Genomic DNA, 14666 nt, shown 5'->3' with positions numbered 1-14666 from the left:
TTGCGGGCCGGCCTGGACGTCTTGCTCGGGACGGATCAGACGAGGTCGAACCGGTCCAGGTCCATGACCTTGGCCCACGCCTGGACGAAGTCCTTCACGAACTTCTCCTTGGCGTCGTCGCTCGCGTAGACCTCCGCGACGGCGCGCAGCTCGGAGTTGGAGCCGAAGACCAGGTCGGCACGGGTGCCGGTCCACTTGACCTCGCCCGAGGCGTCACGGCCCTCGAACGTCGTCTGGTCGGCGGACGTGGACTTCCAGGTCGTACCCAGGTCGAGCAGGTTGACGAAGAAGTCGTTGGTCAGCTTGCCGGGGGTGTCGGTGAAGACGCCGTGCGACGAGCCGCCCTGGTTGGCGCCGAGGACGCGCAGGCCGCCGACGAGGACGGTCAGCTCGGGCGCGCTCAGGGTGAGCAGGTTGGCGCGGTCGAGCAGCAGGTACTCGGCCGGCAGGCGGTTGCCCTTGCCGAGGTAGTTGCGGAAGCCGTCCGAGGACGGCTCCAGCGCGGCGAAGGACTCCGGGTCGGTGTGCTCCTCGGTCGCGTCCACACGGCCCGGCGTGAAGGGGACCGTCACGTCGAAGCCGGCGTCCCCCGCGGCCTTCTCGACCGCGGCGGAACCGCCGAGGACGATCAGGTCGGCCAGGGAGACCTTCTTGGCACCGGAGTTGAACTCGGCCTGGACGCCCTCGAGGACACGCAGGACCTGGGCGAGCTCGTCCGGGTCGTTGGCCTCCCAGCCGCGCTGCGGCTCCAGGCGGATACGGGCGCCGTTGGCACCGCCGCGCTTGTCGCTGCCGCGGAACGTCGAGGCCGAGGCCCATGCGGCGGAGACGAGCTGCGAGACCGTGAGGCCCGAGTCGAGGAGCTTGGCCTTCAGGGCCGCGGCGTCGGAGGCGTCGATGACCGCGCCCTCGGCCTGCGGCAGCGGGTCCTGCCACAGCAGCGTCTCCGCCGGGACCTCCGGGCCGAGGTACAGGGACTTCGGGCCCAGGTCACGGTGGGTCAGCTTGTACCAGGCGCGGGAGAAGGCGTCCGCGAACTCGGCCGGGTTCTCGTGGAAGCGCTTCGAGATCTCGCCGTAGATCGGGTCGAAGCGCAGCGAAAGGTCGGTGGTGAGCATCGTGGGCAGCTTCTTCGACGCGCTGTGGGCGTCGGGGATGATCGCCTCGGCGTCCTTGGCCACCCACTGGTTGGCGCCGGCGGGGCTCTGCGTGAGCTCCCACTCGTAGCCGAAGAGGATGTCGAAGAAGTCGTTGCTCCACTGGGTGGGCTTGGTGGTCCAGGTCACCTCGAGACCGGAGGTGATGGCATCGCCGGCCTTGCCGGAGGCGTAGGTGGACTTCCAGCCCAGGCCCTGCTCCTCCATGGAGGCGGCCTCGGGGTCGTTGCCGACCGATTCGGCCGGGCCGGCGCCGTGGGTCTTGCCGAAGGTGTGACCACCGGCGATCAGGGCGACGGTCTCCTCGTCGTTCATCGCCATGCGGCGGAACGTCTCGCGGATGTCGCGGGCCGCGGCCAGCGGGTCCGGGTTGCCGTTCGGGCCCTCCGGGTTGACGTAGATGAGGCCCATCTGGACGGCGCCGAGCGGGTTCTCCAGCTCACGGTCGCCGGTGTAGCGCCGGTCGTCGAGCCAGGTGGTCTCGGGACCCCAGTAGACGTCCTCGTCGGCCTCCCAGACGTCGGCGCGGCCGCCGCCGAAGCCGAAGGTCTCGAAGCCCATCGACTCCAGCGCCACGTTGCCCGTGAGGATCATGAGGTCGGCCCAGGAGATGGACTGGCCGTACTTCTTCTTGACCGGCCACAGCAGACGGCGGGCCTTGTCGAGGTTGCCGTTGTCCGGCCAGCTGTTCAGCGGCGCGAAGCGCTGCTGACCGCGGCCGCCGCCGCCACGCCCGTCGCTGATGCGGTAGGTGCCGGCGCTGTGCCAGGCCATACGGATCATCAGCGGGCCGTAGTTGCCGAAGTCGGCGGGCCACCAGTCCTGCGAGCTGGTCAGTACCTCGGCGATGTCCCGTTTCACGGCCGCCAGGTCGAGGGCGTTGAACGCCTCGGCGTAGTCGAACTCCGCGCCGAGCGGGTTCGCCACGACCGGGTCCTTGGCGAGGATCTTCAGGTTGAGCCGTTCCGGCCACCACTGACGGTTGCCGCCGCCCTGCGTCGGGTGCGCGGCGCGACCGTGCGCGACGGGGCAGCCACCGGTGCCCTCCGTCTTCGCGTCAGTGACGATCGCATCGGGGTTCTCAGCCATGGGAAACCTTCCGAACTAGGTGGATCACAGTGCTCGGGGTGCACTGCTGGCGGTGGAACAGTCGGGGCACAGGCCCCAGTAGATGACCTCGGCCTCGTCGATCGCGAAACCGTGGTCGTCGGACGCGGTCAGACAGGGCGCCTCGCCGACCTCGCAGTCGACGTCGGCGACGACACCGCACGACCGGCACACGATGTGGTGGTGGTTGTCGCCGACACGCCCCTCGAACCTGGCCGGACTCCCGGCCGGTTCGATACGACGTATGAGTCCCGCCGCGGTGAGTGCGTGGAGGCCCTCGTACACGGCCTGGAGGGAGACATGACCTACGCGATCACGCACCCCGGAGGCGATGGCCTCGACACCGAGATGGTCACCGGCCCGGACGGCGTCCAGCAGCGCGACACGCGCGGCGGTCACCCTCAGGCCGGCACCGCGGAGCTCCTCGGCGGGGGTCGGAGTCTGGGATGCGGTCATGCAGACAACCTACCTCTCTAAACACGAACGATTCAAGAAAACGAATGATGAAAGTCTGGTGCCGTGTGTGCGCATTCCGTCGACCGGCGCACATGACAGCTGAGCGGGCCTCCCAAAGCGCGAAAAATCATCTTTTCTGACATTGACTCAGGTCTTTCTGTCAAGGCCTCCACTTGGTCGGATTCCCACTCGTCCTTGATGGAGGTACATCGCATGCTCGGCAGACATACCGCGCTCGGTCGCCGCGCCGCCCTGACCACTGTTGGCACCCTCGTCCTCACCGGTGCGGGCACGGCCGCCACGGCCGCGCCGCCACCCGCACCGGTACCCGCGTCCGTCGCCGCGCAGACGCTCGGTGCCGACCGGCCGCCGGCCGCGGTGGTGCGCGCCATGGAACGTGACCTGAACCTGAAGCCGGGGCAGGCGGCCGAGCGGCTGGTCAACGAGGCGGAGGCGGGCGTCCGAGCGGGTCGCCTGCGCAACGCCCTCGGCGAGCGCTTCGCGGGCGCCTGGCTGCAGGGAGCGACCTCCGCGGAACTCGCCGTCGCGACCACGCACGCCGACGACGTGTCCGTCATCAAGGCCCAGGGCGCGAAGGCCGTCGTCGTCAAGCGGGCGCTGAGCGACCTCAAGACCGTGAAGGAGAGGCTGGACAAGGCCGCGGCCCGCGTGGACACGCGTGACACACCGGTCTGGTACGTCGACGTACCGACCAACCGTGTCGTCGTCCAGGCGGTCAAGGAGGCGGCCGCCACCGACTTCATCAAGGCCGCCGGCGTCCAGAACAAGGGTGTGGGCGTCCATGTGTCGGCGGCACGGCCGCGGCCGCTGGCGGACCTCGTCGGCGGTGAGGCCTACTACATCGAGGGCTCCGCCCGTTGCTCCATCGGGTTCTCCGTCACCAAGGACACCCAGCAGGGCTTCGCCTCGGCCGGCCACTGCGGCGATGCCGACGACTCGACCACCGGCTTCAACATGGCCGAGCAGGGCACCTTCGAGGCCTCCACGTTCCCCGGCAAGGACATGTCGTGGGTGAGCGTCAACAGCGACTGGACCGCCACGCCCGACGTCAAGGGAGAGGGCGGCCAGCGCACGCAGGTCACCGGTTCGGTCCAGGCGCTGGTCGGCGCGTCGATCTGCCGCTCCGGTTCCACCACCGGCTGGCACTGCGGCGCCATCGAGCAGCACGACACGAGTGTCAGCTACTCCCAGGGCACCGTCGACGGTGTCACCGAGACCACCGTGTGCGCCGAGCCGGGTGACTCCGGCGGCCCGTACGTCTCCGGCTCCCAGGCACAGGGCGTGACCTCCGGCGGCTCGGGTGACTGCACGGACGGCGGCACCACCTTCTACCAGCCGATCAACCCGATCCTCAGCGACTTCGGGCTCATCCTGAAGACCGCCGCCGCGCAGGGCGGCACTCCCGCCCCGCAGGACCCCGGCACCCCGGTCAACTGGGCCGCCGGCCGCGTCTTCGAAGCGGGCGCCACGGTGACCTACGGGGGTGTCCGCTACCAGTGCCTGCAGACCCATCAGGCGCAGGGCAGGTGGTCGCCGAGCGCCACCCCGGCCCTGTGGCAGCGGTTGTAGGCGGATGCAGAAGTCGTACGGCGGACGGTGCGGGGCGCGGCCCCGCACCGTCCGTCCTCGTCTCTGATCACGACGGCTGGTCGTCCGCGAGGAACGCGTAGGCGGTGGCGATGAAGGCGTCGCGGGCGCGGAAGCGGCGGGTGCACAGCGCGACCAGGGCGGTGCCGGTGTCGGGCCGGAAGCCCAGGAAGGCCTGCTGACCGAGGGTCGCCCCGCTGTGGAAGTACATCGGTCCGCCGTTCGTGGGGTGCCGGAACCACGCCACCGTGTGCACATGCCGGTGCCCGTAGCCGCGTCGCAGCACGGGTGTGCGCACCGCCCGCAAGGCCCCGGCGAGCGGGGAGGCGGCCGGGTCGAGGTGAGCCTCCAGGAACGTGAGCAGATCGTGGGGTGTGGCGCGGACGGCGCCGGCCGCCTCGAATCCCCCGGCGTCGAAGCCGAGCGTGGGCGTGTGCCCGTCCTTGGCGTGTCCGACGGCGTCGGCCTTCGGGTCCTGCGCCCGCAGCGCGATGCCGCTCAGGCCGAGGGGGCGCAGCACATGGGCGCCAAGCAGTTCCGCCCAGGGCGTGCCGGCCGCCGCGGCGACGGCGTGGCCGAGCACGGCGACGCCGAAGTTGGAGTACTGCCACCGGGTCCCGGGCCGGTGCCGCGGACGGTGGCGCAGGAAGGCGCCGGTGACCCGCTCGGCCGGGTAGCTGCCGTAGGGATTGGTACGCCAGGCGGGCAGTGCCCGCAGATAGAAGTCGGCGGGCAGGGTGGGCAGTCCGGCCGTGTGCGTGACGAGGTGGGCCAGCGTCACCGGGTCGGCCTCGGTCCGCCGGCCCGGCGCGAGACAGGCGACGGCCCGCTCGCCGCCGGTCAGCAGACCGCGCCGGATGAGCTGGGCCAGCAGCAGCCCGGTGAACGTCTTCGAGGCGGAGCCGATCTCGTACCGCAGGTCCTGCCGTGGGACCGGCGAGTGCGGGGCGGTGCCACCGCAGCGCAGGAAGCGACGGCCGGACCTCGAGACGGCGAAGACGACGTCCGGTGCGTCGACGGCGTCCACGGCGGCGGCCAGCCGCTCCCGCAGCGTGTCGTCATCACAGGCGGCGCCGCCCGCAGGTTCAGGGTCCGTGTCGTCGGCGGTGCCTGGCCAAAGGACGGGCCGGCCGGTCATGAGGTCGCGTGGGTCAGCTCGGCGAGGGAGCGGGACGTGGCCAGCACGGACGCGAACGCCGCGACCAGCGTCGGGTGGTAGACCATGTCGAACACCTCGTCCGGCTCGCCCTCCGGCATCCCCCGTACGGCGGGCATGGCACCGTTGGGCTGCTGTGCGGCGGCGAAGCCCTCCCAGGCCCGTTCGTCCAGGGTGGGTCGGGGCAGACAGGCGTCGACCACGAGGAGTTCGCCGAGCAGGTCCCAGCGCTCGAGGTCCAGCCAGTCGTCGATCCACACCGGCAGCCAGGTGGCGAGGTAGTCGGCGATGTCCGGCGGCAGGCCCCCGGGATGCTCGCCCCAGTCGGTCAGATGGAACACCGTGTGGGTGAGGTCGTAGGCGATGTGCCCGCCGACCGTCCAGGGTTCGGGGGTCCGGGCCAGCCAGGTGGGACCGACCAGGTCCGCCTCCGGCGTGCGGGGCGTGAGGCCGAAGCGGCGCTGGAACGCGGCGAGTCCCAGGCGTCGGGTCGGGTCCAGTTCGAGCGCCGACCAGCTTTCGAGCCGGTGGTAGAGGACGGTGGCGCGCTCCACCTCGGGCTCGCTGTACCCGAGTTCCTTGTACGGCAGGTACACCTCGAAGGGGATGGGCGACATCGGCTCGATGCGCTGACCGCGCACCAGCATGCGGCCGCCGTCCAGGGTGTGCCGCCAGGTGTGGTCGAGGAGGCGGCGGGCGAGGTCGGCCTGCCGGGAGCCGGCGACGCCCTCGCGGAACAGCACCCGGCAGATCAGGGCCAGTTCACCGACGGGCTTGAAACGCTCCAGGAAGCCCACCTCGGGATCGACGTCGGGCTCCAGGCGGAATCCGTCGCGGTGGGCCCACAGCCACTCCAGGGCGCGGACGCCGACGGTGTGCATCAGACGGGTGTCGGTCATCCGGGCACTCCTTGTCCGCTGCGGCGGGTCGGTGTGCTTCCCGCGCGCGATCCGTGGCCGTCGGGGTGTTCGTCGGCTTCGCCGCTGAGACGCTTGACGGTCTGTGCCGCCGCGAAGGCGGCCATCAGGGTGGAGTGGTAGCAGTGCAGGAAGTCCGGCTCCGCCGCGGCTTCGTCGCGTGGAGCCTCCTGCGGGAGCGCGCCGGAGTCGTACTGGGCCCGCGCGATCCGCATCCAGGCGTCCTGGAAGGTCGCGCGGCGGGGCGGATCCGGCAGGCTCGCGGCCACGACCAGCAACTCGCAGCCCAGATCCCACATTCCGGCGTCCAGGCAGCCGTCGAGCCAGGACGGCAGCCAGTGGGTCAGATAGGCGACCAGGTCCGCGGGGACGCCCGCGGGATCACGGCCCCAGTCGGTGAGGTGGAAGACGACGTGGGTGAGGGCGTACCCCGAGGAGCGTTCGAACGTCCAGGGCTCCGGCAGACCGCCCAGCCAGGTGCGCCGCAGCACCGGCCCGGACTCGTCAGGCCGGTCGATGCCGCTGCGCCGCTCGGCCTTCAGGACGCCGAGCCGGCGGGTGGGTTCCTGTTCGGTGAACCGCCAGCCCCGGGTACGGGCCGTCGTGGCGGCGGCGGCCTCGTACCCGGAGTGCCGCAGTCCGGCCGCGGCGAAGACCGAGTAGACCTCCAGGGGGTAGGTCGCGAAGGGCTCCAACCGCTGGAGCCGTACGAAGAGTTCGCCCCGGCCGGTCTGCTGCCAGGCGAACCGCAGCAGGTCCGAGGCGCACACGTGGAGCGGGTCCGACGGTGCCAGGTGTGTGCGTACGCTCTGGCACGTCTGGGCGAGTTCCCCGAGCGGTTTCCAGGTGGCGTCCACGTGGCCGTCCGCGGTGAGCGCGTCCTCGCCCAGCGCGAAGTCGCCGCGATGCGCGGCCAGCCAGGCGAACGCGGCGGTTCCCACCTCCCGGATCTCGCTGACGCCCAGGGCGGTCATACGAGCGCTCCGGCCGCCCGCATGACACGTGTGGCCTGAACCTGGAGGGCCACCCTGGGGTCGGCGCCGCCCATCAACTCCACGAAGTCGAGGCCGGTTTCGAGGCCGAGGGTGTCGGGCACCCCGTCGAGCAGGGTCAGCCAGCGTCCTGCTCCGGCCGCCTGCTGCCAGTCCCTGCGGCGTACGGCCCGTACGAAGCCCCGGGCCACGTCGACCGGGCGCCGTCCTGCCGCGCGGGCCACGCCGCTGTCCTCGCCGGGGACGGCGAGGGGGGCCAGGACGGCGAGTTGGTGGGTCAGCGTCTGCCACGCCGCGTCGTCGAGCCAGCCTGCATCCGGTTCGGTGTCCCCGGCTCCGGCGGGCGGGCCGTCGAGAGGTGTGTCGAGCCGCAGCAGTGTGCGGCGCATGGCCCAGTGGCTCCACCTGACGGTGGGTGCCGCGTCCGGGCGTGGCGGGAAGGCCTCCACCGTTCTGCGGAAGACGGCAAGTGCCTCCGGTGCGGGCGGAGTCGGGAAGAGAACGTGCGGGAGCAACAGATCCGCTCCCAACACCCTGACGGCGGCGAGCGCGAGGCCCGCCTCGACGTCGTCCATCGTCTCCGTGCCGGACATGCGCACGTGGTCCCCGCCCCGAAGGGCGGAGACCACGTCGGACGCAAGGTCCTGCACAGCGCCCTGCAAGAGGGCCGAAGTGCCTGACTGCTCCATTCAGTCGCTCCCGTTCGTTCCGCTCAGCCCTTCTTCGGGCGAGGGGTCGGTGGCGACAGCAGCAGCTTGGTGTCTGCGGAGAGCAGCGCTAGGGCGGCGCACTCGCGGCTGTCACGGAAGACGCCGTCGGGCTCTGCGGGGTCGAGTGCCGCCTCGAGGTCGGTCCGTACACTTGTCGTGTCCTGGATCGCCTTGTCAATGGAAGGCATATCACCATCTCCTCTGGGGTCAGCTAGCCTCCACAACCAAGAGCACCACACAGTCACAAAGCGCGCATCTTTTCCCACAGCGTGCGATCTGTCACGTATTCAACATTCAGGGCGCCCACGGCTGGGGCCGGCTGACGGTCCCTCCGGGCGGCGACCCGTTGCCGGGAATTCGAATCCAAGTCAGCCGAAAGGCCCCTCAGGCATCCATGCCTGATCTGTTGATTCGTTTTCCGGTGCCGGCCACCACTGAGGGCCAACTATGGCACCCGGCACGGGAATCAAGTGTTCATCCGCGTTACCGGCCAGTTTCTCGCAGATGGCTCGACGGTGACCGGACAGAGCCAAGTGCCTGGCCTGATCAGGCGGGTTGGCCAAAAGGAACACCCGCACCGGCCGTCGCGGGATTCAACGAAGGGGCTTCTGACCGTGGCGCCGACTTATCAACGCGTGTTGATTCCTCGGTAACCTCAAAAAAAGCTCAGGGATCCCTCAGGAAACGTGTAATGGCGGTTGACGTCTCGCTAATCTCCGACTGAAGGAAGAGCAGGTCACCCGACGGTCGTCAGACGAGAGGTGCGCATGCGAAACCGTCCGCGGCTCGCCACACCCCCCAGCGCCCCCCACGGCGTGCGTGCCGCGACCCCCCAGGGTCGCCCATGACCACCAGCCCCGCTTTCGTCCCCGCTCAACTCGTCGGCCGGCAGGCCGTGCTCGACACCCTCGACGGTCTTGTGCACCGGCTGCAGGACGGTGTCTCCGACATCGCTGTCATCACCGGCCCCGTCGGCTCCGGCCGCAGTGCCGTGCTCGAACGGGCCGTCGAGCGGGCCCGGTCCTCCGGTCTCGCGGCCGGTGTCGCCCGCTGCTCCCCGCGCGAGTCCCAGCTCCCCTACGGCGCCATCACCCAGCTGCTGGGCACTCTGTGCGGTCCGTCCCGGATCGGTGCGCTCGCCTGCGGCATCGGCCCCGCCAGCCGGCCCACGGACACCGTCGCCCGCATGTGCGACACGCTCCTGGCGCTGTCGGCGGGACGGCCCGTGCTGCTGGCCGTCGACGACCTGCACCTCGCCGACCCTCACTCCCTGCGCCGGCTCGTCGACCTCATCGACCGGGCCCGTCAGGGCGCCGTCCTCGCCGTCGTCACCTCCCCCGTGCCGGTCCGGCAGGTACTCGCGGCGGCCGGAGCACGGCCCTCGGTCCCCCGCCCCGTGCACACGCTGCGCCTCGACCCGCTCACCACCGCCGAGGCGCGCGGCCTGGTCGAGTCCCGCGTCGGCCACCCCGTACCGCCGCCCGTGCTCACGGTGGCCGGCATCGCCGACCGGTCTCCCGCCGTCCTGCACGCCGTCGCCGACCGGATCAACGCTTTGGGCCGCCCCCTGGACACCGATGCCGTACCGCAGCTCATTGCCGCCGCCCGCACCACTTGGTCCGCCCGTGCCCTCAACACCATCCACGGGTTGCCCAAGAACGTCGTCGCGCTGCTGCACGCCACGACCGTCGGCGGCCGGCATGTGCAGCCGGCCCGGCTCGCGGCCCTGACCGGACTCGACGCCACAGCCTTGGCCGACGCCGTGGACGCCCTGCGGGCCTGCGGGCTGCTCGCCGACACCGACCCTCCCCGGTTGCGCCACCCCTGGTTCGCCGACGAGGTCGTGGCGGGCATGAGCGGGCCCGAGCGTGACCGTCTGCACCGTCGCGCCGCCTGGCTGGACGGCCAGGAGGGCTCCGGCGTCGGCACCGTCGCCGAGATGCCCGGCGATGCCACCGCCCTGGTGTGCCCCTGGACCGCCTCGGACCACACCGACTCCGCCTGCGCCCGCCCCCCGCAGGCCGTCGACCTCGCCACCGCGACCCTGAGGCACTCGCTGTGCGAGCCGGTGACCGAGACGGAGCGGGCCGGGCGCCTGATCCGGCTGGCCGCCGCCGAGGCCGCGATCGCCCCGCAGGCCTCGGACGGCCGGCTGCGCCAGGTGATGCTGCGCCACCTCAGCCGCGCCACCTGGCCGCACGTGCTCCACGCCGCCGATCTGCTGCTCGGCCGCGGTGACGCCGAGACGGCCCGCTGGGTGATCGCCGACGTCCACCAGCGGGCCCTCACCGAGATTCCCGACGACGAGCTGCGCCCGCTGCGCGCCCTGGGCCGGCTCGCCCACAAGGAGAAGGGGGGCCTGCCGCTCGTCGCCCCGCCGCCCCTGCACTCCGACCGCCCCGGGCACCCGGCGCAGTCCGCCGTGCTCGCCTGGACCCTCGCCACCCGCGGCGAGGACCGGGCCCAGGCTCTGGAACTCGCCCGTGCCGCACTGGACGAACCGGAGTCCGTCCCCTATATGTGCCGCTTGGCCGCGGCGCGTGCCCTGCTGTGCGCGGACGACGTACCCACCGCCCTCGTCCGCCTCGACGCCGTCGCCGCGGACGCGCACCGTGACAACGCTGTCGCGGCCGCGGCGCAGGCCTTGCTGAGCCGTGCCGAGGCCGAAGTGCGCCATGGCCGCGGCGAGGAGGCGATGCTCCCTCTGAACGCCGCCAAGGCGGCCCTCCCGCCCGCCTCGTGGCACAGCCTCCTCGCACCCCGGCTCGCCGGCGCCGAGATCCTCGCCCTTGTGCGCTGCGGCCGCGTGGACGAGGCCCGGAGCGCCTCGGAACGCGCCCGGAGCCGGCCCGAGGGCCACAGCGTCACCATGGCCTTCCTGCTGTACGCCCGTGCCGAACTCGCCCTCATCGACGGGGACGCCGCCCGGGCCCTGCTGCTGCTCGAGGAGTGCGGCCGGGTGCTCCGTGCCAAGCGCTGGCGCAACCCCATGCTCATCCCGTGGCGCAGCACGGCGGCCGTCGCCCACCATCATCTCGGCGCCCCCGTCATAGCGGACGAGCTGCTCGCCAAGGAGCTTGACGTCGCGGAGCGTTGGGGAACGAGGGAGGCCTTCATCGCGCTGCGCGCCCGCACTCACGAGGCGCTGGCCCGGCACGGGGTCGACGTCCCCTGGGCGTCCGGCCCCGACATCCCTCCTGCGGCACCCGACGAGACCGCACCGGAGCCGGAGGTCCTGACGCCCTCCGAGCGCGACGTGGCCGCCTTCGTCGTCGAGGGACTGGCCAATCGCGAGATCTCGCGGCGGCTGGGCCTGGCCACCCGCACCGTCGAGTTACGGCTCACGAACGTCTACCGCAAGCTCGGCATCAAGGGGCGCGCCGCCCTCGTCGCCCGCCTGCGGGCCCGGCAGGAGGACGCCTGATCCATGCTGCTGGAGCGCGATGGGGAGCTGGCCGCCTTGGACGAGGCGGTGGCCCACGCCCGTTCGGGCACCGGGGTCCTCGTCGTCGTCGAGGGCGGTGCCGGCGCCGGCACCACGGCCCTGCTGAACCGGCTGGCCGACCGGGCGACGGCGGCCGGTGCGCTCGTACTGCGCTCCACCGGCACCCCCGGCGAACGCGCCGTCCCCTTCGGTGTGTTGCGTCAGCTCGTGCTCCCTCTCATCGCCGAACCCGACCTGCTCACCCCGCCGCCGGCCGCCGCACCGCCCATCGTCCCCGGCACCGGCACCGGCCGGTCGGGGTTGACCGGCGCCGCCGTCCGCGCCGACACGCTCCACTGGCTGCACATCCTGTTCGCCGGACTGAGCGCCGAGCGGACCGTAGTGGTCGCCGTCGACGACCTGGGCTGGGTCGACGACGCCTCTCTGGAGGCGCTCGCCCACCTCGCCGCCCGCCTCGACGGGTTGCACCTGCTGCTGGCCGTGGTCCGCAAGAACGGCGTCGGCGCGTCCGACCCGCTGGTCGGCGAGATAGCCGCGGCCGCCACTCACCGGGTCCACGCCCGCGGACTGTCGCGCCGTGCCACGGCGGAGCTGGTGAACCGCCACCTCGGGCCGGGCTGCCCCGACGAGTTCGGCCGGACCTGTCACGACGTCACCGGGGGCCGGCCCAAGGACCTGAGGGTGCTGTGCGACCGGGCCCGGCTCAGGCGGCTGGGCGCACCGCACTGGCACACGCAGCGACTGCGCGGACTCGGCGAGTCGCTGCACCGCGAGCGGCTGCGGTCGCTGCTGCGCCGCGAACCCGTCCTGGACGCCTTCCTCAAGGCCACCGCCGTGCTCGCCGGCCAAGCCACCGACGAGCTCGTCGCGCTGCTGGCGGGACTGGGCCGGCGGCAGTGCGAACAGGCCCGCGAGGTCCTCGCGCAGGTGTGGCCCGCGGCCGTCGGCCAGGGCCCGGCCGCCCACCTGCGCGCCGCCTGTGCCGTCGTACTCCAGGCGATGGGGGACGAGGAGAGCTCCCGCCGCCACCGGCGGGCATCGGCCCTGCTCGACGCGTCCGGTGCCGGACCGGAGGAGGTCGCCGTGCCGCTGCTGCACGTCGACCGGCTCGGCGATCCGTGGGAGATCCACCAGTTGCGTGCGGCGGCGGCCGCGGCGCGTCGCCGGGGCGCGCCCGAGTCGGCCGTGCGCTATCTCAGCCGGGCCCTCGTCGACGTGCCCGCCGCCAGCCATGTGCGTGCCGAGTTGCTGTACGAACTCGGGGTCACCGAACTGGATCTGAGGTCCCCGGTCGCGGGCCGCCACCTCGTGCAGGCGGCGCGGCTCATGCCCCGGCTACGGCGCCGCGCCGAGGTCGTCTCGAGCACACCGATGGACCTCGTGCGCAACGATCCCGAGGTCGCTGCCCTCGTCCGGGAGACGGCCGCCGGCCTCGGCACGCCGCGCGAGGCCGACCGGCAGGGCGGGTATCTCGCGATGCGGCTGGAGGCCCGGGCCCGGTACGCCGGCCTTGACGACCCCGGCCTGGTGACGTCGGCGGCGCGCCGGCTGCACGAACTCGACGAGCAGCGCCACGGCGCCTCGGCGGCCGAACGCGAATTGCGCACCGTCCTGGTGTTCACGGCGGCCATGGGCGGACAGACCGACCACCGCAGCGTGGCCCGGATGGCCCGGCAGGTCCTGGAGGAGGAGCCCGCGCACACCGCCCTGTCCGGCCTGGCGCTCGAGCTGCTTCCCCCGGTGCTCTACTGCACGGACAGCCCGCACATCGCCGCACCCTGGCTGGACGCCGCGCGCCTGCACGCCGTGCAGGAGGGCACCCGCGCCAGGCTGTCCCGGATCGAGGCGGTGCGGGGTCTCACCCAACTGTCCCGGGGCGAGGTCGGTCTGGCCCGGGAGTGCGGCGACCGCGCACTCGCGCTCGGCGAGGGCGTGGAATCCCGGGACCGGGTGCAGCCCACCCTCGTTCTTGGCTTCATCGCTCTCGAACTGGACGACGCCGAACTCGCCGCAGATCTGCTCGATGCCGCCGAACCCTCCGCCGACCTGCGGATGTTCGCCCTGCACGGGGCGCTCAACGGCCTGCTGGCCGAGGCCCGGGGCGACCTGCCGGTGGCGCTCGCGCACCATCTGGACTGCGGTCGCGTCCTGGAGCGCGCCGGCTGGGTGAATCCGGCTTTCGCCCATTGGCAGGTGCGGGCCGCGCTGGTCCAGCACCGGATGGGCCGCACCGCCCAGGCGCTCGCGATGGCGCGCACGTATCACGAACACGCCGTTCGCTGGGGAGCTCCGACCGCTCTGAGCCGCGCGCTGCGCCTGCTCGGCGTCGTCACCGACGGCGCGCCCGGCGTCGAGTTGCTGCGGCAGGCCGTCGACACGGTCGAAACGGACGGCAGCCGCTTGGAGACCGCCCATGCCCTCATGGAACTGGGACGGCGTCTTCAGCAGGAGTCTGTCCCGGAGGGCGACCGCCTGCTCAGACGTGGGCGCCGACTGGCCGCCGAGTTAATGAACGTGCCAGCCGAGTCAGTGCACGGCACCTCGGCCTCGGCTCGCCCCGCGCGGGCACTCGCCGCCGGGCTCACCCCGGCCGAGACACGGGTGGCGGAGCGCGCGGCGCGCGGTCTCAGCAATAGGGAGATCGCGGAGGAACTCCAAACGAGTCTACGGGCCGTTGAGAGACACCTCACGAGCTCCTATCGAAAATTCCGCATTACCGGCCGGGAGAATCTGGCCGAGGTCATGGGAATGGACGGAACCGGCTAGTCTGCCCAGGAGATCCCGCAGCCATGCCGCAGAGCTGCGCGGAGTTTTGTTCATTGTGTTCACGTGATTCATGCAACCCAATGCCCGTCTAATTTTCCCTGACCCTTCACTGCCGCACACTCAGATGGCTCGTCGCTCACCCGGGCACGCACTCCGACATGGGCGGATTCTGACTTCAGCGCCTCTCGGACGCACATTCGCAGGTTGCCGAAGGGTACCGAGAAAGCGATTGCACGCGGACCGCAATGCGCACCGAACCATCACCGGCGGGCACCGCAGTCTTAGCGGTGAATAGGCTCCGGCGAGCCCTGTATGCCTTGACACGTATTTTCATTCGATGGCAATGTCATGA

At 71.9% G+C, this 14666-nt stretch carries 10 protein-coding genes; 3 read left to right on the top strand and 7 right to left on the bottom strand.

The features are described 5' to 3' along the window. Positions 1-35: 35 nt before the first annotated feature. Positions 36-2246, bottom strand: coding sequence for a catalase/peroxidase HPI (gene katG, locus ACFQ6S_RS02695; RefSeq protein WP_383402388.1), 2211 nt, complete (start codon positions 2244-2246; stop codon positions 36-38). Positions 2247-2270: 24 nt separating this feature from the next. Then, positions 2271-2720, bottom strand: a complete 450-nt coding sequence (locus ACFQ6S_RS02690) for a Fur family transcriptional regulator (protein WP_380849046.1) — start codon at positions 2718-2720, stop codon at positions 2271-2273. A gap of 213 nt (positions 2721-2933) precedes the next feature. Here ACFQ6S_RS02690 and ACFQ6S_RS02685 point away from each other — a divergent pair, with 213 nt between their 5' ends. Then, a complete protein-coding gene (locus ACFQ6S_RS02685; RefSeq protein WP_383402385.1) occupies positions 2934-4310 on the top strand; it encodes an alpha-lytic protease prodomain-containing protein in 1377 nt (458 codons plus the stop codon). 67 nt (positions 4311-4377) lie between these two features. On the opposite strand, the gene ACFQ6S_RS02680 is transcribed toward ACFQ6S_RS02685, so the two are convergent. From ACFQ6S_RS02680 to ACFQ6S_RS02660, 5 genes are read right to left on the bottom strand one after another with little or no spacing between them, the layout of a single operon-like run. Beyond that, on the bottom strand, positions 4378-5466 hold the full coding sequence (locus tag ACFQ6S_RS02680; RefSeq protein ID WP_383402382.1) for a serine hydrolase domain-containing protein: 1089 nt from the start codon (positions 5464-5466) through the stop codon (positions 4378-4380). Beyond that, positions 5463-6383 (bottom strand): DUF6895 family protein, encoded by a 921-nt coding sequence (locus ACFQ6S_RS02675; RefSeq protein WP_383402379.1) that lies wholly within the window; start codon positions 6381-6383, stop codon positions 5463-5465. Before ACFQ6S_RS02675 ends, ACFQ6S_RS02680 begins: the two co-directional genes overlap by 4 nt. After that, positions 6380-7375 carry a DUF6895 family protein gene (locus ACFQ6S_RS02670; RefSeq protein ID WP_383402376.1) on the bottom strand — a complete coding sequence of 332 codons (996 nt, stop codon included), beginning with the start codon at positions 7373-7375 and terminating at the stop codon, positions 6380-6382. The genes ACFQ6S_RS02675 and ACFQ6S_RS02670 overlap by 4 nt, the downstream gene beginning before the upstream one ends. Beyond that, the gene (locus ACFQ6S_RS02665) at positions 7372-8082 is read right to left on the bottom strand and encodes a hypothetical protein (protein ID WP_383402373.1); all 711 of its coding nucleotides are present in this window, start codon (positions 8080-8082) and stop codon (positions 7372-7374) included. The genes ACFQ6S_RS02670 and ACFQ6S_RS02665 overlap by 4 nt, the downstream gene beginning before the upstream one ends. A gap of 23 nt (positions 8083-8105) precedes the next feature. Then, positions 8106-8291, bottom strand: a complete 186-nt coding sequence (locus ACFQ6S_RS02660; RefSeq protein ID WP_383402371.1) for a hypothetical protein — start codon at positions 8289-8291, stop codon at positions 8106-8108. Between the two features lie 656 nt (positions 8292-8947). Here ACFQ6S_RS02660 and ACFQ6S_RS02655 point away from each other — a divergent pair. Beyond that, on the top strand, positions 8948-11527 hold the full coding sequence (locus ACFQ6S_RS02655) for an AAA family ATPase (RefSeq protein WP_383402368.1): 2580 nt from the start codon (positions 8948-8950) through the stop codon (positions 11525-11527). Positions 11528-11530: 3 nt separating this feature from the next. Then, a complete protein-coding gene (locus ACFQ6S_RS02650) occupies positions 11531-14314 on the top strand; it encodes an AAA family ATPase (protein WP_383402365.1) in 2784 nt (927 codons plus the stop codon). The last annotated feature ends 352 nt before the right edge of the window (positions 14315-14666 follow it).

Source organism: Streptomyces sp. NPDC056479, from assembly GCF_042795335.1.
Lineage (GTDB): Bacteria > Actinomycetota > Actinomycetes > Streptomycetales > Streptomycetaceae > Streptomyces.
The sequence above is the reverse complement of the archived record's forward strand: the minus strand, read 5'-3'. Positions and strand labels throughout refer to the sequence as shown.